At 33.0% G+C, this 22503-nt stretch carries 35 protein-coding genes and 4 pseudogenes; 21 read left to right on the top strand and 18 right to left on the bottom strand.

Annotated features, from left to right (window positions below):
• Positions 1 to 22 precede the first annotated feature (22 nt).
• From AAHN00_RS07155 to AAHN00_RS07130, 7 genes and pseudogenes are all read left to right on the top strand, one after another.
• Positions 23 to 1003, top strand: coding sequence for a transposase (locus AAHN00_RS07155; RefSeq protein WP_342271025.1), 981 nt, complete (start codon positions 23 to 25; stop codon positions 1001 to 1003).
• Between the two features lie 21 nt (positions 1004 to 1024).
• Positions 1025 to 1384, top strand: a pseudogene (locus tag AAHN00_RS15065) (hypothetical protein); the annotation flags it as partial.
• On the top strand, positions 1323 to 1454 hold the full coding sequence (locus tag AAHN00_RS07150) for a hypothetical protein (RefSeq protein ID WP_342272521.1): 132 nt from the start codon (positions 1323 to 1325) through the stop codon (positions 1452 to 1454). The pseudogene AAHN00_RS15065 and the gene AAHN00_RS07150, both read left to right, overlap by 62 nt.
• 36 nt (positions 1455 to 1490) lie before the next feature.
• Positions 1491 to 1685: a hypothetical protein gene (locus tag AAHN00_RS07145; protein ID WP_342272520.1), complete on the top strand. Its 195-nt coding sequence runs from the start codon at positions 1491 to 1493 to the stop codon at positions 1683 to 1685.
• Between the two features lie 317 nt (positions 1686 to 2002).
• Positions 2003 to 2590 carry a ribosome hibernation-promoting factor, HPF/YfiA family gene (gene hpf, locus AAHN00_RS07140; protein WP_341752190.1) on the top strand — a complete coding sequence of 196 codons (588 nt, stop codon included), beginning with the start codon at positions 2003 to 2005 and terminating at the stop codon, positions 2588 to 2590.
• Between the two features lie 567 nt (positions 2591 to 3157).
• Entirely contained in the window at positions 3158 to 3391 is a 234-nt protein-coding gene (locus AAHN00_RS07135; protein WP_250310741.1) for a hypothetical protein, read from the top strand.
• A 215-nt stretch (positions 3392 to 3606) separates the two neighbouring features.
• A complete protein-coding gene (locus AAHN00_RS07130) occupies positions 3607 to 4803 on the top strand; it encodes an IS66 family transposase (protein WP_342272519.1) in 1197 nt (398 codons plus the stop codon).
• Here the strand turns inward: AAHN00_RS07130 and tnpB (AAHN00_RS07125) are convergent.
• Positions 4800 to 5015: pseudogene (tnpB, locus tag AAHN00_RS07125) on the bottom strand (IS66 family insertion sequence element accessory protein TnpB); the annotation flags it as partial. The gene AAHN00_RS07130 and the pseudogene tnpB (AAHN00_RS07125) sit on opposite strands and share 4 nt — an antisense overlap.
• Before the next feature lie 216 nt (positions 5016 to 5231).
• Between tnpB (AAHN00_RS07125) and AAHN00_RS07120 the strand changes: the two are divergent.
• From AAHN00_RS07120 to AAHN00_RS07110, 3 genes are read left to right on the top strand one after another with little or no spacing between them, the layout of a single operon-like run.
• Positions 5232 to 5522, top strand: a complete 291-nt coding sequence (locus tag AAHN00_RS07120; RefSeq protein WP_342272518.1) for a transposase — start codon at positions 5232 to 5234, stop codon at positions 5520 to 5522.
• The gene (locus AAHN00_RS07115) at positions 5480 to 6382 is read left to right on the top strand and encodes an IS3 family transposase (RefSeq protein WP_342272567.1); all 903 of its coding nucleotides are present in this window, start codon (positions 5480 to 5482) and stop codon (positions 6380 to 6382) included. Before AAHN00_RS07120 ends, AAHN00_RS07115 begins: the two co-directional genes overlap by 43 nt.
• A gap of 51 nt (positions 6383 to 6433) precedes the next feature.
• Positions 6434 to 7492 (top strand): IS66 family transposase, encoded by a 1059-nt coding sequence (locus tag AAHN00_RS07110; RefSeq protein ID WP_342272517.1) that lies wholly within the window; start codon positions 6434 to 6436, stop codon positions 7490 to 7492.
• Here AAHN00_RS07110 and tnpB (AAHN00_RS07105) read toward each other — a convergent pair.
• From tnpB (AAHN00_RS07105) to AAHN00_RS07080, 6 genes are all read right to left on the bottom strand, one after another.
• A complete protein-coding gene (gene tnpB, locus AAHN00_RS07105) occupies positions 7489 to 7842 on the bottom strand; it encodes an IS66 family insertion sequence element accessory protein TnpB (protein ID WP_341752109.1) in 354 nt (117 codons plus the stop codon). The genes AAHN00_RS07110 and tnpB (AAHN00_RS07105) overlap by 4 nt on opposite strands.
• Positions 7830 to 8243: a hypothetical protein gene (locus AAHN00_RS07100; RefSeq protein WP_342271838.1), complete on the bottom strand. Its 414-nt coding sequence runs from the start codon at positions 8241 to 8243 to the stop codon at positions 7830 to 7832. The genes tnpB (AAHN00_RS07105) and AAHN00_RS07100 overlap by 13 nt, the downstream gene beginning before the upstream one ends.
• A gap of 87 nt (positions 8244 to 8330) precedes the next feature.
• The gene (locus AAHN00_RS07095) at positions 8331 to 8501 is read right to left on the bottom strand and encodes a hypothetical protein (protein ID WP_342271174.1); all 171 of its coding nucleotides are present in this window, start codon (positions 8499 to 8501) and stop codon (positions 8331 to 8333) included.
• Positions 8502 to 8545: 44 nt separating this feature from the next.
• Complete coding sequence (locus AAHN00_RS07090; RefSeq protein WP_342272516.1) at positions 8546 to 9175, bottom strand: transposase; 630 nt, start codon at positions 9173 to 9175, stop codon at positions 8546 to 8548.
• Positions 9176 to 9219: 44 nt separating this feature from the next.
• Positions 9220 to 9399 carry an IS66 family insertion sequence element accessory protein TnpB gene (gene tnpB / locus AAHN00_RS07085; protein WP_342272515.1) on the bottom strand — a complete coding sequence of 60 codons (180 nt, stop codon included), beginning with the start codon at positions 9397 to 9399 and terminating at the stop codon, positions 9220 to 9222.
• Complete coding sequence (locus tag AAHN00_RS07080) at positions 9387 to 9812, bottom strand: hypothetical protein (protein ID WP_342271098.1); 426 nt, start codon at positions 9810 to 9812, stop codon at positions 9387 to 9389. The genes tnpB (AAHN00_RS07085) and AAHN00_RS07080 overlap by 13 nt, the downstream gene beginning before the upstream one ends.
• A gap of 83 nt (positions 9813 to 9895) precedes the next feature.
• Between AAHN00_RS07080 and AAHN00_RS07075 the strand changes: the two genes are divergently transcribed.
• Positions 9896 to 10057 carry a transposase gene (locus AAHN00_RS07075; protein WP_342272514.1) on the top strand — a complete coding sequence of 54 codons (162 nt, stop codon included), beginning with the start codon at positions 9896 to 9898 and terminating at the stop codon, positions 10055 to 10057.
• Between the two features lie 25 nt (positions 10058 to 10082).
• Here AAHN00_RS07075 and AAHN00_RS07070 read toward each other — a convergent pair whose 3' ends face one another.
• Positions 10083 to 11267, bottom strand: a complete 1185-nt coding sequence (locus AAHN00_RS07070; RefSeq protein WP_342270888.1) for an IS3 family transposase — start codon at positions 11265 to 11267, stop codon at positions 10083 to 10085.
• A gap of 135 nt (positions 11268 to 11402) precedes the next feature.
• On the opposite strand from AAHN00_RS07070, the gene AAHN00_RS07065 reads away from it, so the two are divergent.
• The 8 genes and pseudogenes from AAHN00_RS07065 (at position 11403) to AAHN00_RS07030 (ending at position 16736) form a co-directional block, all read left to right on the top strand.
• Positions 11403 to 11525, top strand: a complete 123-nt coding sequence (locus tag AAHN00_RS07065; protein WP_342272513.1) for a hypothetical protein — start codon at positions 11403 to 11405, stop codon at positions 11523 to 11525.
• Positions 11483 to 12385: an IS3 family transposase gene (locus tag AAHN00_RS07060; protein ID WP_342272567.1), complete on the top strand. Its 903-nt coding sequence runs from the start codon at positions 11483 to 11485 to the stop codon at positions 12383 to 12385. The genes AAHN00_RS07065 and AAHN00_RS07060 overlap by 43 nt, the downstream gene beginning before the upstream one ends.
• 35 nt (positions 12386 to 12420) lie before the next feature.
• Positions 12421 to 13002 (top strand): annotated as a pseudogene (locus AAHN00_RS07055) (IS3 family transposase); the annotation flags it as partial.
• 65 nt (positions 13003 to 13067) lie between these two features.
• Positions 13068 to 13217, top strand: a complete 150-nt coding sequence (locus tag AAHN00_RS07050) for a hypothetical protein (protein WP_250310986.1) — start codon at positions 13068 to 13070, stop codon at positions 13215 to 13217.
• 319 nt (positions 13218 to 13536) lie between these two features.
• Positions 13537 to 14243 (top strand): annotated as a pseudogene (locus tag AAHN00_RS07045) (IS6 family transposase).
• A gap of 47 nt (positions 14244 to 14290) precedes the next feature.
• Positions 14291 to 14749: a hypothetical protein gene (locus tag AAHN00_RS07040; protein WP_342272512.1), complete on the top strand. Its 459-nt coding sequence runs from the start codon at positions 14291 to 14293 to the stop codon at positions 14747 to 14749.
• Between the two features lie 341 nt (positions 14750 to 15090).
• Entirely contained in the window at positions 15091 to 15324 is a 234-nt protein-coding gene (locus tag AAHN00_RS07035; protein ID WP_250310741.1) for a hypothetical protein, read from the top strand.
• Between the two features lie 215 nt (positions 15325 to 15539).
• On the top strand, positions 15540 to 16736 hold the full coding sequence (locus AAHN00_RS07030) for an IS66 family transposase (RefSeq protein ID WP_342270935.1): 1197 nt from the start codon (positions 15540 to 15542) through the stop codon (positions 16734 to 16736).
• On the opposite strand, the gene tnpB (AAHN00_RS07025) is transcribed toward AAHN00_RS07030, so the two are convergent.
• Both tnpB (AAHN00_RS07025) and AAHN00_RS07020 read right to left on the bottom strand, forming a co-directional pair.
• Positions 16733 to 17086 (bottom strand): IS66 family insertion sequence element accessory protein TnpB, encoded by a 354-nt coding sequence (gene tnpB, locus AAHN00_RS07025; protein WP_341752109.1) that lies wholly within the window; start codon positions 17084 to 17086, stop codon positions 16733 to 16735. The two genes, AAHN00_RS07030 and tnpB (AAHN00_RS07025), sit on opposite strands and share 4 nt — an antisense overlap.
• Positions 17074 to 17499, bottom strand: a complete 426-nt coding sequence (locus AAHN00_RS07020; RefSeq protein ID WP_342271013.1) for a hypothetical protein — start codon at positions 17497 to 17499, stop codon at positions 17074 to 17076. Before AAHN00_RS07020 ends, tnpB (AAHN00_RS07025) begins: the two co-directional genes overlap by 13 nt.
• 14 nt (positions 17500 to 17513) lie before the next feature.
• On the opposite strand from AAHN00_RS07020, the gene AAHN00_RS07015 reads away from it, so the two are divergent.
• Positions 17514 to 17819 carry a hypothetical protein gene (locus tag AAHN00_RS07015; RefSeq protein ID WP_342272511.1) on the top strand — a complete coding sequence of 102 codons (306 nt, stop codon included), beginning with the start codon at positions 17514 to 17516 and terminating at the stop codon, positions 17817 to 17819.
• Positions 17820 to 18745: 926 nt separating this feature from the next.
• On the opposite strand, the gene AAHN00_RS15060 is transcribed toward AAHN00_RS07015, so the two are convergent.
• The 7 genes from AAHN00_RS15060 to AAHN00_RS06985 all read right to left on the bottom strand — a co-directional run bounded on the left by AAHN00_RS15060 (position 18746) and on the right by AAHN00_RS06985 (position 21918).
• On the bottom strand, positions 18746 to 18886 hold the full coding sequence (locus AAHN00_RS15060) for a transposase domain-containing protein (RefSeq protein WP_410521439.1): 141 nt from the start codon (positions 18884 to 18886) through the stop codon (positions 18746 to 18748).
• A 289-nt stretch (positions 18887 to 19175) separates the two neighbouring features.
• Positions 19176 to 19988: an IS66 family transposase gene (tnpC, locus tag AAHN00_RS07010; RefSeq protein ID WP_342272611.1), complete on the bottom strand. Its 813-nt coding sequence runs from the start codon at positions 19986 to 19988 to the stop codon at positions 19176 to 19178.
• Complete coding sequence (locus tag AAHN00_RS15055) at positions 19921 to 20265, bottom strand: IS66 family transposase zinc-finger binding domain-containing protein (RefSeq protein ID WP_410521423.1); 345 nt, start codon at positions 20263 to 20265, stop codon at positions 19921 to 19923. The genes tnpC and AAHN00_RS15055 overlap by 68 nt, the downstream gene beginning before the upstream one ends.
• Positions 20266 to 20310: 45 nt before the next feature.
• Positions 20311 to 20619 carry a hypothetical protein gene (locus AAHN00_RS07005; protein ID WP_342272510.1) on the bottom strand — a complete coding sequence of 103 codons (309 nt, stop codon included), beginning with the start codon at positions 20617 to 20619 and terminating at the stop codon, positions 20311 to 20313.
• Positions 20620 to 20656: 37 nt separating this feature from the next.
• Complete coding sequence (gene tnpB / locus AAHN00_RS07000; protein ID WP_342272509.1) at positions 20657 to 21007, bottom strand: IS66 family insertion sequence element accessory protein TnpB; 351 nt, start codon at positions 21005 to 21007, stop codon at positions 20657 to 20659.
• Positions 21001 to 21333: a transposase gene (locus AAHN00_RS06995; RefSeq protein ID WP_342272610.1), complete on the bottom strand. Its 333-nt coding sequence runs from the start codon at positions 21331 to 21333 to the stop codon at positions 21001 to 21003. Before AAHN00_RS06995 ends, tnpB (AAHN00_RS07000) begins: the two co-directional genes overlap by 7 nt.
• A 270-nt stretch (positions 21334 to 21603) precedes the next feature.
• Complete coding sequence (locus AAHN00_RS06985; protein WP_342272609.1) at positions 21604 to 21918, bottom strand: TfoX/Sxy family protein; 315 nt, start codon at positions 21916 to 21918, stop codon at positions 21604 to 21606.
• 124 nt (positions 21919 to 22042) lie between these two features.
• On the opposite strand from AAHN00_RS06985, the gene AAHN00_RS06980 reads away from it, so the two are divergent.
• Complete coding sequence (locus AAHN00_RS06980; RefSeq protein WP_342272507.1) at positions 22043 to 22282, top strand: hypothetical protein; 240 nt, start codon at positions 22043 to 22045, stop codon at positions 22280 to 22282.
• Here AAHN00_RS06980 and AAHN00_RS15050 read toward each other — a convergent pair.
• The gene (locus AAHN00_RS15050; RefSeq protein WP_410521438.1) at positions 22205 to 22486 is read right to left on the bottom strand and encodes a DUF2672 domain-containing protein; all 282 of its coding nucleotides are present in this window, start codon (positions 22484 to 22486) and stop codon (positions 22205 to 22207) included. The two genes, AAHN00_RS06980 and AAHN00_RS15050, sit on opposite strands and share 78 nt — an antisense overlap.
• Positions 22487 to 22503 lie beyond the last annotated feature (17 nt).

The raw sequence follows: 22503 nt of genomic DNA, 5'->3' as shown, positions 1-22503 counted from the left end.
CAAGAAAGAGTTTTAGTTAAGCATGGCAAGATCAAAATGTAGCAAAGACTTATATAAATCATTTTTACAAGCAAGTAGCGTAAGATATAGTGGTAAAGCATTATCTGAAGTAAGTCCAATAAACCTATCTCATGATAGTGCAAGTCGATGGTTAAATAGTAAGGATTTCCGCCCTAGCGGGATCTACAGAGAAGTGTCAAAATATATTGATAGGGAAGCTTCTTGTTTATTAGTGGGAGATGACACGTTATTGTCAAAGCAATACAGTAAGAAAATTGAGCTTGTACATTATCAATATTCTGGAGCTGTACATGATGTTATACCTGGTATAGGGATGGTCAACTTACTGCATTACAATGCTAAAACTGATCAATCTACCCCTGTAGATTATAGAATATATGATAAAGAAACTGATGGAAAAACAAAGAATGAGCATTTTTGTGATATGCTTACTTTAGCTAAGGAAAGAGGGATCAATCCTGATGCAGTAGTAATGGATGCGTGGTATAGCGGTTTGGAGAATTTGAAACATATACGTAATTTAGGTTGGACATGGGTTAGTAACCTAAGAAAAAATAGAAAAGTTAATCATAATGTTAGCTTAGAAAGTTTAGAGATTCCTGATGAGGGACTAAAAATTCACCTACGTGGATACGGTTGGGTTACGGTATTTAAGTTTGTGGCAAAAAATGGTCGCATTGATTACATAACAACTAACTTAGAAAATCCAACACGTGAACAAATAGAGAAAATTGTTAAGGCACGGTGGTCTATAGAAGTTTATCATCGAGAATTAAAACAAACTTGTGGTATTGAACGCTGTCAGGCACGCACGGGTCGAGCTCAGAGAAATCATATTTGCCTTGCTGTATTTGCTTGGCTCGATATGAACAAAAGGAGGATAAATGAAAAAATTACTTTATATCAACAAACTTGGGAAGTTATAAAAACATCAATTCAGAACAACATTAGATGCCTTTTAGCTGATTCGCAATTTTGCTAACTGCGAAACTCCTGTTCAAATCATCATTTTGGTCATAAGAAAGTGCTTTTGAACTATATGGCTAAAGCCTTAAGCCATGAACTACGAGAAACTACTAAAGTTAATTCTAGCAATTTCCAGTTTAAATCTAGTGATGAGAATAAAGCTAAAGAGCAGTACTTACAGAAGATAGAATATAGTACTGATACTAGCCACCAGGCTCAGTTAAAACGTAAAATTTCTGGCATTTTTGATACTGATACAGCTTATCAGTTGTTAACTTCTTGTGCATTTGGTAAAGTAATAGACAATCAATTTCAGTTCAAATTGTTAAAAGATATTGCTTTATCAGAACATATTAAAACTAAAATATTACAGCAAGTACAAATTGTGTATGGTAGTTAACCACTCTGCACTGCAAGTGCAGAGCTTAATATTACGGCATGAATGCCTAATGTATGTACTAACTTAAAAGTTAGAAACTATTTGTGTATGGCTCATTTAGAAAGTGTCACAACACAAAAAGAATATATCTGTGAAGTGTAAGATTTTGTTAAAAAATATCTGTATGATTCATTCTTATCTTTTCTTGATAAGATATTTAAAATTTATGTTGAAACGACGCACTGCAAGTGCGGGGTTTTTCTCCCAAAGTGGGACAATAAATCTAGGCTTAGAAAGTCATCACAACAAAACTCAGTAGATAGTAAAAACAAAAAAACATTATTTAGAACAAAATTATAACCTTATTTAAGTTAGCTATAAAATGTTACAATTTAGGTAAAATTACGGTCAAAGAATCTCTTTTTAACTGAATAATATTTTAAAAAAGCAATTTAAAGTAAGTATATATAAGCTTACATTCTATTTAACGCAATTATCAAGACATTATGAAAATTTCAAAATAATGGCTTGAAATTTACATGATTATGCATTAGTTGTATAGATAGGTAGTTGGGTATATGCTAGCTCTTTTCTATTACGTATAATATTTGACTTAACTAAATTAAAGGGGATTTTATGCAAATATCAGTATCAGGTCAACATATTTCTATTGGGAATTCTTTGCAAGATTATGTAAGAAACCGTACTATGCAGGTGTCAGAAAAGTATTTTTGTGATGTAATAATTAGTGCAAACGTGCATTTTTCTAAACAAGGATTCCAACTAGTTTGTGATATTGTAGTGAATGATGGTACAGGCAGACATATGATATTGAAAGGTAACGCTGCTTCAGATGACATATATTCAGCGTTTGATATTGCTCTTGCTAGGCTTGAAAAGCAGCTTAGGAAGTATAAATCTAAGCTCAAGGATCGTCATGATAGAGTTAAAATATCCGAAGTAACATCTAATAAAGCAGTTAAATATACTATAACACCCAATCAATATGAACATGAAGACGAAGATAATGTGGCAGCATATGATAATCCTGTAATTATAGCAGAAAAATCTGTAGAAATATTAACTCTATCAGTAAGTGGAGCAGTGATGAAAATGGATCTTGAGAACCTTCCTGCTTTAATGTTTCAAAATAGTCATACTAATCGCATGAATGTAGTTTATTACCGTCGGGATGGGAATATATCTTGGATAGATTCCAAATAAATTCTTGCTGCTTATATATACTGCTATTCACTTGAATATATAACTCTCAACTTCATCAATAATTCCGTGAATTTCAGTTGTTAGGCGAAATAATCTCATGGAGATAATTCTAATTTGATATTGATAATTCCGATAATATAATATGATAAAATCTCCTGGTTGATATTTAATAAAATTTGCTGGCATGATAAATCTTAAAATTTTAGTTTCAGTAGCGGCATTTTTTAGGATTAACTGCCCTAATCTTTCAGCTTCAAGATAAGATGTATACTTGCAGCAAAACTGCGTAACACTATCTAATTTTTTTGCTAGTATGAATTTATTGTATAAATTTGGGTTTCTACTATGCAAATATCACCGATTAATCAAAACTTACGCTATGTTTTATGATAAGTGGCTTTGTACTGAGATATTATTAAAATTCTTTACTATGAAAAAATGGCTTTCAGCCAAGGTTTTTAGTCATACTTGAGATAACATAGCGTAAGTTTTGTAATAAAAACTAGTTGAAAAAGTACCAATTATATTATAACATTTGAAATATTAATAATAATGATAATTAATCAAATGAAAAAACCAAAAGTAGCGACCTTAAGTGCTGAAGAACGAGAAGAACTAATACAACATGTCAAGGAAAGTTCATTAACGGGAGATGAACAGCAAACGATAGTAGAACTTGTGAAATTTTGTAATGAGCTAATAGACAAGCTAGCATCATCAAATATCAGTATAAATAAGCTTAAGGAAATGCTGATTGGTTTTAAGGCAGATAACAAAAAAAAGATAGTTCAGATTCATTAAAAGAACCGCCAAGTGAATCTGATAACGGGAATGGTGGTAATGAAGAAGAGTGCGATAAGCCCAAAAAGATAGATCGTAGTAATTGGCAAGGTAAATATGGGTTTGATGATTATAAGGATGCGAATACCAGCTATTTAACTCCTGAGAATTTTTGTAGTGGTGATAGCTGTCCTCACTATTGTAATGGCAAACTATATAATAGTGAAGCTAGAAAATTGCTACAATTTACAGGTAATGCTCTAATTACAGTCAACAGATATGTAAAGAAAACGCTACGTTGTAATGCTTGTGATTATATAGTTATGAACAATAAAAATATCAACAAATGGACAAATAGTAGCAGAAGTGCAATAGTGTTACAAAAGACCTATGGTACTCCTTTCTACCGTTTATCTAGGCTGCAAAGTTTAAGTGGTGTTCCTGTGGCATATAGCTCGCTCTGGCAACAATATTTAGATGTTTGGCAAGAAGGTGGTGGAGCTGAAATTTACGGGGTATTATTGGAAATGGCTGCCGAATGTAGTTCACTGAACCTTGATGATACTAGAGCTAGGATTTTAGAAATTACTATAGCCAATAAGAAATTACGTACTCAAAATAAGAAAGGACGCAGCTGTTATACTACTACAATATGTGCTAAGACTGCAAATAATGAGGTGATAGTTTTATATTTTACCGGTAATAGGCATGGTGGAGAAAATATAGGTAACGTACTAAAGAATCGTAAGAATAGAACAGATTCTATCCAATTAATGACTGACGCAAGTAACAATAATAACCCGGTATTATCAGAAGCAGATCAAGAATTACTGGCAATAATAGTGATGATCAATTGTTTGTCACATGGTCAGAGAAAATTTACAGAGAATGAACTATATTACCCTGAAGAATGCGGATATTTTCTCAAACAAACACGAGGGATTTACCACAATGAACATCAATGTAAAGAGATGAGTCCTGAAGAAAAACTTGGGTATCATCAGGAACATAGCAGTAAATATATAGAAAACATATATAACAAAATAGACGAATTATTTAACGACAAGAAAGTTGAGCCTAATAGTAGGCTTGGACAAGCTATGAAATATTGGATAAATAATAAAGAAGGTTTGACCCAATTTTTAAAAATCCCAGTTAGCAATCTTGATAATAATTGGGCTGAGAGATCACTGCGTACCATTATTTTACAAAGGAAGAATTCATTATTCTTTAAAACAATCAATAGTGCTGAGATACATAGTGGTTTGTATAGTATAGTAAAGACTTGTAGTGAGAACGAGATCAATGCCTTTAAATATTTAAATTGGCTACAAGAGCAGAGTAGCAAAGCAAAGAAGCGTCCTGCGAATTATACGCCTTTTGCCTATGCAAGATATATGAATAATACGGAATTAATCGAGACAGCAGCTTAAACGACAGGAAGCCAATCATTAGAGAATTTGGCAGAACTAGGATCACCATTATGAATAAGAATGTGTAAGGTTCTATAACAAATTTGATAAGATGAATTATCAGATGGGAAAAGTTTTGCGGTAAATTTACCTTTGGATAGGCGTTTAGAGCATAGCCAAAAGCCTTGACCGTCAAAGGACAAAATTTTAATGGCAGTTCTGTTTTTATTATAGAATAAAAAGAGTCAATCATTTAATTTGTGTAAGTTCATTTTTTATTTTCCAATAAATCATATTTAAAATCTCCACAAAGTATTTCAAATTGATTTAAAGCTAAAGACCAATCTTTAATAGGCATGGTCCATTTTTTGGCTGCATTTTGTAGTGATGTGGTTATAGTTTTCCGGACAGTTAATAGGAGACAATATTAACAGAAAGGAAGTACAAAAATGACTAATAGCAAACCAAAGGTTTATCCGGCTGAATTTAAAGAGTCAGCAGTTAAATTAGCAATTGAGTCCAAGCGACCTGTGTCACAAACAGCTAAAGAGTTAGGTATTACTAGAAATACTCTATATACTTGGGTAGATAAATATTCCAAACCTAAAGAATCAATAATGCGAACAGATGAACATCTCTATGATGAATTAAAAAGATTAAAGAAAGATTTAGCTAGGGTAACGCATGAGCGTGATCTATTAAAAAAGGCTGCCGCGTACTTTGCGAAAGAGTCCCAATAAAGTACGCATGGATAAAGAAGCATAAAGGTGATTTTTCAACTGCGATTATGTGCAAATTTATGAAAGTATCACGTAGTGGCTATTATGAATGGTTAACTACCCCTGAATGCAATAGGGACAAAGAAGATAATGCTTTAACCTGTAAGATTAAAACAATTTTTCAAGAAGGTAGAAGGAATTATGGATCTAGACCCATTAAAAAGGAACTATCTAGACACGGTATAATTGTTAGTCGGAAGCGGATTGCAAGGCTAATGAATGAAGCTGGTTTAGTATGTAAAAGCAAACATAAATTTAAAGCAACTACTGATTCTAGTCATAATAAGCAAGTTGCTCCTAATTTATTGGATAGAAAGTTCAAGGTCTATGCTGCTAATTGTTATTGGGTTGGGGACATCACATATGTTCCAACTGAAGAAGGTTGGCTGTACTTAGCAACCGTTATTGATCTATTTTCTAGGAAAATTATAGGGTGGTCAATGAATAGTAACATGAAAGCTGATTTAGTTAATAATGCTCTGCTAATGGCAATATGGCAACGTAAACCACCTAAAGGACTTATTTGGCATACTGATAGAGGTAGTCAATATTGTTCTGATAGCCATTCAAAACTTACAAAACAACATGGTATTATACAGAGTATGAGCGGTAAAGGAAATTGTTGGGATAATGCTGTTGCTGAAAGCTTTTTTCACACTATAAAAACAGAACTAATTTATCAATATAAATTTAAAACTAGGGAGGAAGCAAAATATGCCATATTTGAATATATAGAAGTATTTTATAATCGTATAAGGATGCATTCAACTAATGACTATCTATCACCTGTACAATACGAGAAAATGCAAAAATGTGCCTAAACAAACTGTCCGGAAAACTGTTGACAGATCAATAGTAGCAGAAGTGCAATAGTGTTACAAAAGACCTATGGTACTCCTTTCTACCGTTTATCTAGGCTGCAAAGTTTAAGTGGTGTTCCTGTGGCATATAGCTCGCTCTGGCAACAATATTTAGATGTTTGGCAAGAAGGTGGTGGAGCTGAAATTTACGGGGTATTATTGGAAATGGCTGCCGAATGTAGTTCACTGAACCTTGATGATACTAGAGCTAGGATTTTAGAAATTACTATAGCCAATAAGAAATTACGTACTCAAAATAAGAAAGGACGCAGCTGTTATACTACTACAATATGTGCTAAGACTGCAAATAATGAGGTGATAGTTTTATATTTTACCGGTAATAGGCATGGTGGAGAAAATATAGGTAACGTACTAAAGAATCGTAAGAATAGAACAGATTCTATCCAATTAATGACTGACGCAAGTAACAATAATAACCCGGTATTATCAGAAGCAGATCAAGAATTACTGGCAATAATAGTGATGATCAATTGTTTGTCACATGGTCAGAGAAAATTTACAGAGAATGAACTATATTACCCTGAAGAATGCGGATATTTTCTCAAACAAACACGAGGGATTTACCACAATGAACATCAATGTAAAGAGATGAGTCCTGAAGAAAAACTTGGGTATCATCAGGAACATAGCAGTAAATATATAGAAAACATATATAACAAAATAGACGAATTATTTAACGACAAGAAAGTTGAGCCTAATAGTAGGCTTGGACAAGCTATGAAATATTGGATAAATAATAAAGAAGGTTTGACCCAATTTTTAAAAATCCCAGTTAGCAATCTTGATAATAATTGGGCTGAGAGATCACTGCGTACCATTATTTTACAAAGGAAGAATTCATTATTCTTTAAAACAATCAATAGTGCTGAGATACATAGTGGTCTGTATAGTATAGTAAAGACTTGTAGTGAGAACGAGATCAATGCCTTTAAATATTTAAATTGGCTACAAGAGCAGAGTAGCAAAGCAAAGAAGCGTCCTGCGAATTATACGCCTTTTGCCTATGCAAGATATATGAATAATACGGAATTAATCGAGACAGCAGCTTAAACGACAGGAAGCCAATCATTAGAGAATTTGGCAGAACTAGGATCACCATTATGAATAAGAATGTGTAAGGTTCTATAACAAATTTGATAAGATGAATTATCAGATGGGAAAAGTTTTGCGGTAAATTTACCTTTGGATAGGCGTTTAGAGCATAGCCAAAAGCCTTGACCGTCAAAGGACAAAATTTTAATGGCAGTTCTGTTTTTATTATAGAATAAAAACAAGGAACCATTAAGAGGGTCAGAAGAAAGTTTTTGTCTACAAACAGCGATTAAGCCATCGATACCCTTGCGAAAATCGATGGCAATAGTGGCAACAAAAATAACTGACGCCGGGGTTAGTTGCAGCATAAAAATGTCTGAATTATGGTTTTTGGTTCTAGTGTTTGGATAATAAGTTTGGTACCATTTGGTTTAATAATGTGACAAGTATAGTGATTTTGTTTGGGGGCAGCTACAGGATCGGTATCTATAGAATTTAATAGTTGAAATGGGAGAAAATTAATATTTTGTTGTAGAGCTTGATTTGAAGTTGAGACAGGAGAAGTTTTGAGGGTAGGCTCATGGGCTTTTTTAATTGAACTGATTGTTGCTTTATTGTCCCACTTTGGGAGAAAAACCCCGCACTTGCAGTGCGTCGTTTCAACATAAATTTTAAATATCTTATCAAGAAAAGATAGGATATTTTTTAACAAAATCTTACACTTCACAGATATATTTTTTTGTGTTGTGACACTTTCTAAATGAGCCATACACAAATAGTTTCTAACTTTTAAGTTAGTACATACATGAGGCATTCATGCCGTAATATTAAGCTCTGCACTTGCAGTGCAGAGTGGTTAACTAATATTAAGATGTTTAGCTATCTCTTGGTAAGAATAATGATGGAGTAATTGGTAAACTAATTCCTTTAGATGGTTTGGTATAGGATCAAACTTATTAGTTTTAGTTTGACGCCAGGCTTTAAATTGCTGAGCTACTTGCTCAATAGTAATTGATGGTATTTGCATAGTATGAAACCCAAATGTATAAAAAATTCATACTAGCAAAAACATTAGATAAAGTTATGCAGTTTTGCTGCAGGTATACAATATACTGCTTTATTTATTACTATGTGATTGTCTCTAGATTTTACATAGATACAGTCCAAGTATAATATTGGATACACCCTATCTAAACAACGATTTTGCCACCTAGTTACTTCTTCTATCACCCCATCTGTTATGGTGGATATCAAGTCACCAGATACATCAGTTTGATATATTTCTTCTAAATGCCCTCGGATCTCGCTGACTGTCATACCGCGACCATAAAGGGATATCACTTTCTCATCAAATCCATTAAATCTCCTCAGCCCTTTTGGTATTAATTGAGGATTATACTCTCCTTCCCGATCTCTTGGTACTTCTACTGTCAGCTTACGACCATCCCCATCAATTACTGTCTTCTCATAGCTACCATTACGACGATTATTATCTACTTTTGGCATCTTGCTATGTTTTGAATATCCTAATTCATGATCCAACTCACTTGCTAATATTTTCTCAACTATTTGCTTCTTTAGCTGTTGAAATAAACCATCTCGACCAAATAACTCCGATGGATCTGCTTTTGATAATAATTCTTCTACTAGCTGATTACTGATGTCTAATGTATCTTTATCTGTATCTAATTTTTTAGCCATAATTCCTCCTTGCTTGCTTAAGTTACTTTTTTTACAGTAATCTCTTACTGCTTTCTTTGCAACTTACACAAACTATAGGACAGACTCAATAAAAACAAGGAACCATTAAGAGGGTCAGAAGAAAGTTTTTGTCTACAAACAGCGATTAAGCCATCGATACCCTTGCGAAAATCGATGGCAATAGTGGCAACAAAAATAACTGACGCCGGGGTTAGTTGCAGCATAAAAATGTCTGAATTATGGTTTTTGGTTCTAGTGTTTGGATAATAAGTTTGGTACCATTTGGTTTAATAATGTGACAAATATAGTGATTTTGTTTGGGGGCAGCTACAGGATCGGTATCTATAGAATTTAATAGTTGAAATGGGAGAAAATTAATATTTTGTTGTAGAGCTTGATTTGAAGTTGAGACAGGAGAAGTTTTGAGGGTAGGCTCATGGGCTTTTTTAATTGAACTGATTGTTGCTTTATTAATATTAAGATGTTTAGCTATCTCTTGGTAAGAATAATGATGGAGTAATTGGTAAACTAATTCCTTTAGATGGTTTGGTATAGGATCAAACTTATTAGTTTTAGTTTGACGCCAGGCTTTAAATTGCTGAGCTACTTGCTCAATAGTAATTGATGGTATTTGCATAGTATGAAACCCAAATGTATGATGTGGTTATAGTTTTCCGGACAGTTAATAGGAGACAATATTAACAGAAAGGAAGTACAAAAATGACTAATAGCAAACCAAAGGTTTATCCGGCTGAATTTAAAGAGTCAGCAGTTAAATTAGCAATTGAGTCCAAGCGACCTGTGTCACAAACAGCTAAAGAGTTAGGTATTACTAGAAATACTCGAAACTGGACTGATTTTTCAAGACAAATTTTTCACTAATTTTGTTTCCCATTTTACATAATTTTTAAGCTGCATTTTGTAAGTAATCAAGATACACGTTCATCGGTTTTTTATAACCAATACTTGAATGGAATCTTTGATTGTTATATTTATCCATGTATTTATCAATACCATCTTTAAGTTCTGCGATATTTTTAAAATCATTTATAAATATACAATTATATTTTAAAGTTCTAAAAAATCTTTCAATCACAATATTATCAATGCTTCTACCCTTACCGTTCATTGAGATTTGTATATTATTCTCTTTTAGAATTCCCGTATGCTCATGTCCAGTATATTGACTACCCTGATCACTATTGAATATTTGTGGTGCAGGGTATTTATTCAGTGCATCTTTTAATACATCGGTTACAAGTGATGCATCCATAGAATTAGATACTTTATAACTTAGTATTGCCTTACTATGCCAATCTATAATCGCCACAAGATACATAAATCCTCCGTTAGTTCTAATATAAGTAATGTCACCACTCCACACTTGATTAACATAAGGTACATGAATAGTTCTATTCGTTCCTGATTTGTGCCAGTACGGCTCAAGCAAATAGCTATAAATTTTATGTTGACCATCCTTCACAAAAGTAGATTGCTTTTTATGAGGATGAATAGCTTCTATACCCATTATTCCCATATATTTAAGCACCCTATCTCTGCCCACATTAAAGCCGTCTTCCAATAATTGTTTGTATATATAACGATAACCATACTCAGGGTTATCCGTATATATTTCATCTATTCTATTTAAAATATCAAGATTATATAAGCTCATTACTTTAGCTTTATAATATACTCCAGATCTGCTTATCTTTAATAGTTCACATTGCCTTGTCTTTGCTAACGTACTCAGCTTGGGGTCGACAAGACTTTTCTTATTTGATAAGTCCAAGCTGTTTAGCTTTCCCACCGCCCAGTCCCTCTCGACTGTAGCCTTACCTAATGCTTTTGCAAGTTCATCGTTTTGATTCTTAAGTTCACTAATCTGCCCTTTGTACTCACTAACAGCTTTTGCTGGCTCAAATGCCAATGACGCATTATCTAAAAATTGTCGTTTCCAGTTTTGCATAGTTTTAGCCGTTACTTCATATTTGACCGATAACTGACCTATTGTTGATTCTTCTTTTAACATCTCTAATACTATTTTAGTTTTTGCTTCTGCACTAAAATTTTTAATTTGTTTTTTACCCATTTGTTTCTCTTTAATTTTATTTATTATTCTATACTTATTGAGAAACAAAAATACCTGCTTCTTTGTCTAATTTTTTCAGTCCATTATACTCTATATACTTGGGTAGATAAATATTCCAAACCTAAAGAATCAATAATGCGAACAGATGAACATCTCTATGATGAATTAAAAAGATTAAAGAAAGATTTAGCTAGGGTAACGCAGGAGCGTGATCTATTAAAAAAGGCTGCCGCGTACTTTGCGAAAGAGTCCCAATAAAGTACGCATGGATAAAGAAGCATAAAGGTGATTTTTCAACTGCGATTATGTGCAAATTTATGAAAGTATCACGTAGTGGCTATTATGAATGGTTAACTACCCCTGAATGCAATAGGGACAAAGAAGATAATGCTTTAACCTGTAAGATTAAAACAATTTTTCAAGAAGGTAGAAGGAATTATGGATCTAGACCCATTAAAAAGGAACTATCTAGACACGGTATAATTGTTAGTCGGAAGCGGATTGCAAGGCTAATGAATGAAGCTGGTTTAGTATGTAAAAGCAAACATAAATTTAAAGCAACTACTGATTCTAGTCATAATAAGCAAGTTGCTCCTAATTTATTGGATAGAAAGTTCAAGGTCTATGCTGCTAATTGTTATTGGGTTGGGGACATCACATATGTTCCAACTGAAGAAGGTTGGCTGTACTTAGCAACCGTTATTGATCTATTTTCTAGGAAAATTATAGGGTGGTCAATGAATAGTAACATGAAAGCTGATTTAGTTAATAATGCTCTGCTAATGGCAATATGGCAACGTAAACCACCTAAAGGACTTATTTGGCATACTGATAGAGGTAGTCAATATTGTTCTGATAGCCATTCAAAACTTACAAAACAACATGGTATTATACAGAGTATGAGCGGTAAAGGAAATTGTTGGGATAATGCTGTTGCTGAAAGCTTTTTTCACACTATAAAAACAGAACTAATTTATCAATATAAATTTAAAACTAGGGAGGAAGCAAAATATGCCATATTTGAATATATAGAAGTATTTTATAATCGTATAAGGATGCATTCAACTAATGACTATCTATCACCTGTACAATACGAGAAAATGCAAAAATGTGCCTAAACAAACTGTCCGGAAAACTGTTGACAGATCAATCTACTTCTGTGAAGGATGGTCAACATAAAATTTATAGCTATTTGCTTGAGCCGTACTGGCACAAATCAGGAACGAATAGAACTATTCATGTACCTTATGTTAATCAAGTGTGGAGTGGTGACATTACTTATATTAGAACTAACGGAGGATTTATGTATCTTGTGGCGATTATAGATTGGCATAGTAAGGCAATACTAAGTTATAAAGTATCTAATTCTATGGATGCATCACTTGTAACCGATGTATTAAAAGATGCACTGAATAAATACCCTGCACCACAAATATTCAATAGTGATCAGGGTAGTCAATATACTGGACATGAGCATACGGGAATTCTAAAAGAGAATAATATACAAATCTCAATGAACGGTAAGGGTAGAAGCATTGATAATATTGTGATTGAAAGATTTTTTAGAACTTTAAAATATAATTGTATATTTATAAATGATTTTAAAAATATCGCAGAACTTAAAGATGGTATTGATAAATACATGGATAAATATAACAATCAAAGATTCCATTCAAGTATTGGTTATAAAAAACCGATGAACGTGTATCTTGATTACTTACAAAATGCAGCTTAAAAATTATGTAAAATGGGAAACAAAATTAGTGAAAAATTTGTCTTGAAAAATCAGTCCAGTTTCAAATGAACCTTGAACATACTAGACATAGATCACCAATAAATGCCTTTGTCCATATATTATCTACTCTTGTTGCTTACTCATTAAAGAAAAATAAACCTTCAACAAAATTTGATTTTAATCTACATGTTCACAATATCCTTATCCCGAATTGACGTAATACGCAAAAGGTTAATAACATCAATACAAGACAAAGCTTTATTTAATACCAACCCTTCTACAGCTTCATCAAGAGTTGATATATCGATATGCTTTAATGGAATACCGCATTTATAAGATAATTCGAGAATTATTGCCGCTAAACTACAAGCCCCAAACTTATTATTAACCCAATGTCCTTTTGCCCATAAGTTACCATCTCGCCAAATATTACTATGTGGGCAAGCTGGGTAAGGCCTAGCATCCCAAGGGTTCTGTTGCATATGTTGGACAATAGAAAAAAGATTGATATAATGATCTAAAAAAGATGTTAAGATGTTTCGTATTACTGCAAGATTATTATCATATTTCAAAGGATTTTGTTCTTCACCAGAAATAATAATGTTATTTGTCTATATGAAATGCCGATTTTCTTTAAGTTATCGAGATTTGGAAGAAATGATGAGTATAAGGGGAGCAAAAATTGATCACTCTACATTACAAAGATGGGTTATAAAATTTGTACCATTGATAGATCAGGTGGTTAGAAAAAGAAAGAAGCCAGTTGGTAGTAGTTAGAGAATGGATGAGACTTATATTAAATTAAACGGTAAATGGGTTTATTTATATAGAGCACTAGATAGTCTGGTAATACTGTAGACTTTCTGCTACGTAAGCATAGAGACAAGCCTGCAGCACTTGCATTTTTTCGTAAAGCCTTTAGAGAGAATAATTTTCCTGAGAAAGTAGTAATTGATAAAAGCGGTAGTAATACGGCTGCTCTTAATGATTTGAATACAGAAGTTCCTAAAGATTATAAAATTAAGGTTATTCAGACCAAATACCTGAATAATCTTGTAGAACAAGATCATAGGTTTATCAAAAAACGTACAAAGCCAATGCTTGGTTTTAAGAGTTTTCATTCTGCAGAAATGACTATTACCGGTATAGAAAATATTCGTATGATGCAAAAAAGACAAATAATTGGAGCTAATGATAATCTTTCTACTTTTGAGAATTTTGCTATGTTAATGGCATCATAATGTCCAAAACCTTAGTTTTAACAATCTTGATGTAGTATGATTTATAGATGCGACAAAACCGTTGCTCATCACAAGATATAGAATTTCAGTCATTACTGCATATTATTCAAGATAATTCTTCTATTAATACCTCTAACGTATTGGATAATATCGAATATTCTACAGATAGTGCAACGTTCAATATTTTTAGAGGAGGATACCCTGTAAATTTGGATAATTCTGGAGAATCTGTGCCAGCAAATGATATACAACTTACTCGAGGATTATTACTTGGTGGAATCGTGCAAGCAGTATTTAATTTAGTTCAAGAGGTTAATCACAAGCCACAACAATATATGTTACATCCTAAAATACAAAAATCAATAGTGAAAGAATTAGTATATAATCAAAAGTACAAATTTTCTAATGATTTAGTAGTTATGAATTTTTTAGATGAAGAATGGATTAAAAATAACTCTAGCGGAGAATATGTAAGTAATGATATTATCTCACGATATTTTCTATAAACCTAAATTTCTGATTAAGAGTAGATAAAAAGTTGATGGGTATACTTGCAGCAAAACTGCGTAACACTATCTAATTTTTTTGCTAGTATGAATTTATTGTATAAATTTGGGTTTCTACTATGCAAATATCACCGATTAATCAAAACTTACGCTATGTTTTATGATAAGTGGCTTTGTACTGAGATATTATTAAAATTCTTTACTATGAAAAAATGGCTTTCAGCCAAGGTTTTTAGTCATACTTGAGATAACATAGCGTAAGTTTTGTAATAAAAACTAGTTGAAAAAGTACCAATTATATTATAACATTTGAAATATTAATAATAATGATAATTAATCAAATGAAAAAACCAAAAGTAGCGACCTTAAGTGCTGAAGAACGAGAAGAACTAATACAACATGTCAAGGAAAGTTCATTAACGGGAGATGAACAGCAAACGATAGTAGAACTTGTGAAATTTTGTAATGAGCTAATAGACAAGCTAGCATCATCAAATATCAGTATAAATAAGCTTAAGGAAATGCTGATTGGTTTTAAGGCAGATAACAAAAAAAAGATAGTTCAGATTCATTAAAAGAACCGCCAAGTGAATCTGATAACGGGAATGGTGGTAATGAAGAAGAGTGCGATAAGCCCAAAAAGATAGATCGTAGTAATTGGCAAGGTAAATATGGGTTTGATGATTATAAGGATGCGAATACCAGCTATTTAACTCCTGAGAATTTTTGTAGTGGTGATAGCTGTCCTCACTGTTGTAATGGCAAACTATATAATAGTGAAGCTAGAAAATTGCTACAATTTACAGGTAATGCTCCAATTACAGTCAACAGATATGTAAAGAAAACGCTACGTTGTAATGCTTGTGATTATATAGTTATGAACAATAAAAATATCAACAAATGGACAAATAGTAGCAGAAGTGCAATAGTGTTACAAAAGACCTATGGTACTCCTTTCTACCGTTTATCTAGGCTGCAAAGTTTAAGTGGTGTTCCTGTGGCATATAGCTCGCTCTGGCAACAATATTTAGATGTTTGGCAAGAAGGTGGTGGAGCTGAAATTTACGGGGTATTATTGGAAATGGCTGCCGAATGTAGTTCACTGAACCTTGATGATACTAGAGCTAGGATTTTAGAAATTACTATAGCCAATAAGAAATTACGTACTCAAAATAAGAAAGGACGCAGCTGTTATACTACTACAATATGTGCTAAGACTGCAAATAATGAGGTGATAGTTTTATATTTTACCGGTAATAGGCATGGTGGAGAAAATATAGGTAACGTACTAAAGAATCGTAAGAATAGAACAGATTCTATCCAATTAATGACTGACGCAAGTAACAATAATAACCCGGTATTATCAGAAGCAGATCAAGAATTACTGGCAATAATAGTGATGATCAATTGTTTGTCACATGGTCAGAGAAAATTTACAGAGAATGAACTATATTACCCTGAAGAATGCGGATATTTTCTCAAACAAACACGAGGGATTTACCACAATGAACATCAATGTAAAGAGATGAGTCCTGAAGAAAAACTTGGGTATCATCAGGAACATAGCAGTAAATATATAGAAAACATATATAACAAAATAGACGAATTATTTAACGACAAGAAAGTTGAGCCTAATAGTAGGCTTGGACAAGCTATGAAATATTGGATAAATAATAAAGAAGGTTTGACCCAATTTTTAAAAATCCCAGTTAGCAATCTTGATAATAATTGGGCTGAGAGATCACTGCGTACCATTATTTTACAAAGGAAGAATTCATTATTCTTTAAAACAATCAATAGTGCTGAGATACATAGTGGTCTGTATAGTATAGTAAAGACTTGTAGTGAGAACGAGATCAATGCCTTTAAATATTTAAATTGGCTACAAGAGCAGAGTAGCAAAGCAAAGAAGCGTCCTGCGAATTATACGCCTTTTGCCTATGCAAGATATATGAATAATACGGAATTAATCGAGACAGCAGCTTAAACGACAGGAAGCCAATCATTAGAGAATTTGGCAGAACTAGGATCACCATTATGAATAAGAATGTGTAAGGTTCTATAACAAATTTGATAAGATGAATTATCAGATGGGAAAAGTTTTGCGGTAAATTTACCTTTGGATAGGCGTTTAGAGCATAGCCAAAAGCCTTGACCGTCAAAGGACAAAATTTTAATGGCAGTTCTGTTTTTATTATAGAATAAAAACAAGGAACCATTAAGAGGGTCAGAAGAAAGTTTTTGTCTACAAACAGCGATTAAGCCATCGATACCCTTGCGAAAATCGATGGCAATAGTGGCAACAAAAATAACTGACGCCGGGGTTAGTTGCAGCATAAAAATGTCTGAATTATGGTTTTTGGTTCTAGTGTTTGGATAATAAGTTTGGTACCATTTGGTTTAATAATGTGACAAGTATAGTGATTTTGTTTGGGGGCAGCTACAGGATCGGTATCTATAGAATTTAATAGTTGAAATGGGAGAAAATTAATATTTTGTTGTAGAGCTTGATTTGAAGTTGAGACAGGAGAAGTTTTGAGGGTAGGCTCATGGGCTTTTTTAATTGAACTGATTGTTGCTTTATTAATATTAAGATGTTTAGCTATCTCTTGGTAAGAATAATGATGGAGTAATTGGTAAACTAATTCCTTTAGATGGTTTGGTATAGGATCAAACTTATTAGTTTTAGTTTGACGCCAGGCTTTAAATTGCTGAGCTACTTGCTCAATAGTAATTGATGGTATTTGCATAGTATGAAACCCAAATGTATAAAAAATTCATACTAGCAAAAACATTAGATAAAGTTATGCAGTTTTGCTGCAGGTATACATTACTTGGTGGAATCGTGCAAGCAGTATTTAATTTAGTTCAAGAGGTTAATCACAAGCCACAACAATATATGTTACATCCTAAAATACAAAAATCAATAGTGAAAGAATTAGTATATAATCAAAAGTACAAATTTTCTAATGATTTAGTAGTTATGAATTTTTTAGATGAAGAATGGATTAAAAATAACTCTAGCGGAGAATATGTAAGTAATGATATTATCTCACGATATTTTCTATAAACCTAAATTTCTGATTAAGAGTAGATAAAAAGTTGATGGAAATTAGGTTTAGTTTTTCCACCCGCCGCATGATAATCCACTTCTATAGCATAATTTTTGCTCATATTTATCTCGAAGATGAGGAGCGAAGCCTATAGATAATAGGCGAGCGACGACGTCACCAAATTCTCCTGAATTGACTATACCAATGTCAATCTTGGCTTTGTGGTTAGTAAAGTTAAGATAAGTACTGTCTTGTATCACTAGCAATAAATTATCATTATTGTTGTTAATTCTATCAGTAGTTTGCCTAAAATGCGACTCTATTAAATAATCATTGTTAACTTTGCTATTAACAAAAAAATCATAAGATTGTCTTTGATCTTGTGGATTATCAAAAAGATTCTTAATACAGATTACGCGAATTTGGGATAAGAATTTGTCAATTCTTATCCCAAATTCGGTAAAATTATCGAAACAATCAGATTTGAGACGGCTCTGCATCTGATTGTTAAATTAATATTTTGCTAAAAACATGATTTTAATCTTTTAAAATCATGTTTTTAGCTTTAGAAAGTAACCGTCTAGTAAAGGCGGTCTAGAATTATTATTTATAGTCACCTTTTTGGTTAAAACCCCCAGCTTCAGCTGGGAAAGACTTCAGTCCTTGTTCTAATATTTCAATTCACTATAACTTGAATATATGATATTTTAATATACATAAGAGCAAGCTCTTATGTATATTAAAATATCATATATGACAGATTATAACAAGACTAGCCACACTGTATTTTACCATCGCTTTCATGTTGTTTGGATCACTAAATATCGCTACAAAAGTATTGCAGGGTAACTTATAAGAATTAGGATCAGAGAGACAGCACAGGCATTAGTAATATCTCTTTAGAGTAATAGCGACTTCCAGTCTAGATATCAACCCACCAGCTTCAGCTGGTTGTTATTGAGTCTAGTATAATATTCCAAGGGAGGAGGCCTACAATTTTATTGGCTTTATAATCCTGAATTGTTGCAAGTACTTTTTGCAAATATTTCCAAGGATTGACATTATTTAATTTAGCAGTTTCGATAATGGAATAGATAGTCGCTCCGCCAAAACTCTACAAGCCTTATAGACAAAGGGGTTTTAAGGCAAAAAGTAATAGTAAAATCCATAAGAAAATGAAGGGTTTTATATCAAAAGCTTATGGAAATACAAAAAAATGGTAACGAGCAAATTGAGTATGTTTTGGGAAATAGGGTGTTTTTGATACAAAAACTTGAAATTAGCTCTCGAAATCATAATAATTTAGTCTAAAATCATACAATTTTTGGAAATTAGTGCCACAAGTAGTATTTTTTTGAGTTTTGGCGGACGGACTAGATAATAGCAGCAGTATGACCACCATTGTCTGATCCAGCAAAAAGCCAATTTTTTCGCCCTATGGCAATTGATCTCATTGCACGCTCTGCAGCGTTATTGTCAATTTCTATTTTACCATTATCCAAAAATTTCATCAGTGCGTTCTGATTGTTCAAAGCATAAGAAATAGCTTTTGCCGTACTGCTTTTTTTAGGCAGTTGATCATATGCTTTCCTAAAACCTGTAAACAATTTTTCCACCAGTACTTTAGATTTTTTCGTGCGTTCCTCTAGCCTCTTATCAGGTTCTAATCCTCTTATGTTAGCTTCGATGCCATAAATTTCACCAATCTGCTCCAATATGGCGATAGCAATATTGGCTTTATCATTTGCTATTGTTACTTCGTAAAACTTACGGCGTACATGAGCCCAACATGCTGCTTCCTCTATCTTAGTAGCTGATTTTTCATCATCGATATATAATTGGTTATAACCAGCATAAGCGTCAGCATGCAGCACTCCTGTAAAATCTTTGAGATGCTCAAGCGGTCTTGTCCCTTTCCGATCAGGGCTATAAAAATAGCAAACTGCAACTGGAGACTTATCCCCATGAGGTCTACCATCTGATACATAAGTCCATATTCTACCAGTCTTGGTTTTACCAATCCCAGGAGCTAGAACCCTCACAGGTGTATCATCACCATGTATCTGCTTACTCGAAAAGATACATTGTTGAATTGCTTTGGCTATTGGCTCTAGCAATCTAGCACATTGACCAGCCCAGCTTGCCATTGTTGTCCTCGAAATCTCTACTCCTTCTCTCTCGTAAATTTGCGATTGACCGATATAGCGGCAGATGATTGCAATATTTCTGAATTAATATATGTGCCAGTAAACCAGCCCCCGGCTTACCTTTATCAATGGCTTTTGATGGAGGATAAGCCTGTACTATCTGCTCACAATTAATACAAGCACAGCGTGGTCTTATATGTCGTATTACCTTAAATGATGCAGGAACATATTCTAATGTTTCTGCAATATCATCACTTATCTTACGAAACTCTACTCCACCACATGCGTGACACTGGTCAATAGGCTTTAATACCACATCTTCTCTTGGTAAATGATCCGGTAATTTCTGACGCTTTGGCTTCTATTTACTATCATTTGAAGTGACTATACTCTTATCGGAATTAGCATTATTTGGCTCAGTTTTAAATCCTAAAATTAGCTCGTTTTCTTCTATTTTAAGCTCAAGTTCCTCTATTTGCTTATCTAGTTTCTCTGATGATTTGCCATAACGCTTGGCTTTTAGTAATGCCAGCTGTTCTTTTAATGATTGATTCTCACTGGTTAATGACTGGTTTTCTATAGTTAGTGACTGTATATTATTGTTTAATGCCGCAAGCATTCTATGCAACACTGCTATGTCAGTAGGTAAGTTATTTAAATTTAAAATCATAACTGTTATAAATAATACACACTATCACGCTAAATCTTCATCCAGCATATTGAGGTCTATTAAACCACTTCGGATTACGCCAGTCAATAGCTTCTATCAACATTGCTAACTGGGCTTTAGTAATTCCAATAGATTGTTTCTCATTAACCTTAGGCCATACAAATTTTCCGCCATCAAGACATTTATAATATAAACAAAAACCTTGACCATCCCACCACAATATTTTTATCCGATCAGCCTTTTTACCCCTAAATACAAATAAGATACTCTTATCATATTGATCAAGTAATATTGATTGGGTCAGTATTGATAAACCATTAATGCCCTTACGCATGTCAGTATAACCGGTACAAAGATAGATTTTGCTATCATGTCCTATATCTAGCATGATCTATCCAATATTTTGACTATCTCCAACAACTTGCTACTACTAACACTACCTTCAATTGATAAAGAAAAATCATTAAATTTTAATTCTGCTTTTTTTAATATTGTGCATTTTGTTTCTTGTACCGTTGTTTTCTGTATTGATAATTCTATAAATTTGTTGCCTGAATTATTTGCCTTTGCCTCTTCCCTTCTTTTCCTCCTTTCCCTACTACGCCATCCATATAATGTCTCTTTTGAAATTCCATAAGACTGAGCAACTTGTGATATAACATACCCAGACACATATGACTCTGAAATTATTTGCTTCCTTTGTTCAGCTGTGATATCTCTCCTACTCTTATTCCCTTGTAGTTTCTACTACAGAATAATACTTATATCTTCTTGCTTTTATAGACCACCTTCACTAGACGGTTACTTTAGAAACTCTACTTCTGCTGGTGATTTGTACGTCGATGCGGTACTCGAATCCTCACGTACATTTGAGTACGCTATGGTTCTGCGTTCCGCGTCTCCTTCAAATCCCTCAGCATAAGCGAGTTTCGAAATAGGTCTATTATCAGATTTTTGGTGTCCTTCATAATTCACAATTCTACCTCAATGATTTAAAGCATGAGGTATTTTCTTGGAATTAATAGATACATTAAATGCCATAGAGACCCATTTTCCAAGTTCTTCCTGTTGATCTAAAATCTCAGGTAATACTTTCCAATATGATATAGTTACTAGCTTATTTTTGCTATTATAGGTAAATGGCTGTGAGCCAAAAGATTTAAAATATTCAGCAGTGAAGCTATCTGCTTTAAAATATAGCTCACTTTCTGCAATAATCCCTATTATCACTTTATCTTTATATATGCCATAACCACCAAACATCGCACGAGTAGTTATTTGACCAAAAGGGGCTAATATATCTTTTATATATTCAGTTAACCACTCTGCACTGCAAGTGCAGAGCTTAATATTACGGCATGAATGCCTAATGTATGTACTAACTTAAAAGTTAGAAACTATTTGTATATGGCTCATTTAGAAAGTGTCACAACACAAAAAGAATATATCTGTGAAGTGTAAGATTTTGTTAAAAAATATCTGTATGATTCATTCTTATCTTTTCTTGATAAGATATTTAAAATTTATGTTGAAACGACGCACTGCAAGTGCGGGGTTTTTCTCCCAAAGTGGGACAATAAATTCATTATTTCTTACAATCTTGTACATACTTTGTACTTTTTATTTTTATAAGCTCATCATACTTTGCTTTAAGCTCATCTAGAGAATAATTACCATCATAATAGCCTTGGATATTAATGATTCTTTCTAAATAAAAATTCAACTGCTCAGCATTATTTTCTAGAATATCATTATCAATTTTTAAGTCTTTCGTAATATAGCCCAATGCTTGATTTTTGATAGTCGAGCAGTATAATTTAAATTCTTGGATTTTTTTTATAATATTTGGAATATCTTCTGGCTTCATTACTATCAGTGCTACTA

This window comes from Candidatus Tisiphia endosymbiont of Parasteatoda lunata, assembly GCF_964030955.1.
In the GTDB taxonomy this organism is placed as follows: domain Bacteria; phylum Pseudomonadota; class Alphaproteobacteria; order Rickettsiales; family Rickettsiaceae; genus Tisiphia.
This window is presented reverse-complemented; position numbering and strand designations above follow the sequence as displayed.

Excerpts from the sequence above, each read along its gene's own strand:
- AAHN00_RS07035 (WP_250310741.1), top strand. The coding sequence starts at position 15,091 with ATGAAAAAACCAAAAGTAGCGACCTTAAGTGCTGAAGAACGAGAAGAA.
- hpf (WP_341752190.1), top strand. The coding sequence starts at position 2,003 with ATGCAAATATCAGTATCAGGTCAACATATTTCTATTGGGAATTCTTTG.
- AAHN00_RS07040 (WP_342272512.1), top strand. The coding sequence starts at position 14,291 with ATGCGACAAAACCGTTGCTCATCACAAGATATAGAATTTCAGTCATTA.
- tnpB (WP_342272509.1), bottom strand. The coding sequence starts at position 21,007 with ATGCTAGATATAGGACATGATAGCAAAATCTATCTTTGTACCGGTTAT.
- AAHN00_RS07070 (WP_342270888.1), bottom strand. The coding sequence starts at position 11,267 with ATGGGTAAAAAACAAATTAAAAATTTTAGTGCAGAAGCAAAAACTAAA.
- AAHN00_RS07075 (WP_342272514.1), top strand. The coding sequence starts at position 9,896 with ATGACTAATAGCAAACCAAAGGTTTATCCGGCTGAATTTAAAGAGTCA.
- tnpB (WP_342272515.1), bottom strand. The coding sequence starts at position 9,399 with ATGCTGCAACTAACCCCGGCGTCAGTTATTTTTGTTGCCACTATTGCC.
- AAHN00_RS07015 (WP_342272511.1), top strand. The coding sequence starts at position 17,514 with ATGTATAAAAAATTCATACTAGCAAAAACATTAGATAAAGTTATGCAG.
- AAHN00_RS07100 (WP_342271838.1), bottom strand. The coding sequence starts at position 8,243 with ATGGCTCATTTAGAAAGTGTCACAACACAAAAAAATATATCTGTGAAG.
- AAHN00_RS07095 (WP_342271174.1), bottom strand. The coding sequence starts at position 8,501 with ATGCAAATACCATCAATTACTATTGAGCAAGTAGCTCAGCAATTTAAA.
- tnpB (WP_341752109.1), bottom strand. The coding sequence starts at position 7,842 with ATGCTGCAACTAACCCCGGCGTCAGTTATTTTTGTTGCCACTATTGCC.
- AAHN00_RS07120 (WP_342272518.1), top strand. The coding sequence starts at position 5,232 with ATGACTAATAGCAAACCAAAGGTTTATCCGGCTGAATTTAAAGAGTCA.
- tnpB (WP_341752109.1), bottom strand. The coding sequence starts at position 17,086 with ATGCTGCAACTAACCCCGGCGTCAGTTATTTTTGTTGCCACTATTGCC.
- AAHN00_RS07065 (WP_342272513.1), top strand. The coding sequence starts at position 11,403 with ATGCGAACAGATGAACATCTCTATGATGAATTAAAAAGATTAAAGAAA.
- AAHN00_RS07135 (WP_250310741.1), top strand. The coding sequence starts at position 3,158 with ATGAAAAAACCAAAAGTAGCGACCTTAAGTGCTGAAGAACGAGAAGAA.
- AAHN00_RS07020 (WP_342271013.1), bottom strand. The coding sequence starts at position 17,499 with ATGCAAATACCATCAATTACTATTGAGCAAGTAGCTCAGCAATTTAAA.
- AAHN00_RS07090 (WP_342272516.1), bottom strand. The coding sequence starts at position 9,175 with ATGGCTAAAAAATTAGATACAGATAAAGATACATTAGACATCAGTAAT.
- AAHN00_RS07155 (WP_342271025.1), top strand. The coding sequence starts at position 23 with ATGGCAAGATCAAAATGTAGCAAAGACTTATATAAATCATTTTTACAA.
- AAHN00_RS07005 (WP_342272510.1), bottom strand. The coding sequence starts at position 20,619 with ATGATTTTAAATTTAAATAACTTACCTACTGACATAGCAGTGTTGCAT.
- AAHN00_RS15050 (WP_410521438.1), bottom strand. The coding sequence starts at position 22,486 with ATGAAGCCAGAAGATATTCCAAATATTATAAAAAAAATCCAAGAATTT.
- AAHN00_RS07050 (WP_250310986.1), top strand. The coding sequence starts at position 13,068 with ATGAACCTTGAACATACTAGACATAGATCACCAATAAATGCCTTTGTC.
- AAHN00_RS07080 (WP_342271098.1), bottom strand. The coding sequence starts at position 9,812 with ATGCAAATACCATCAATTACTATTGAGCAAGTAGCTCAGCAATTTAAA.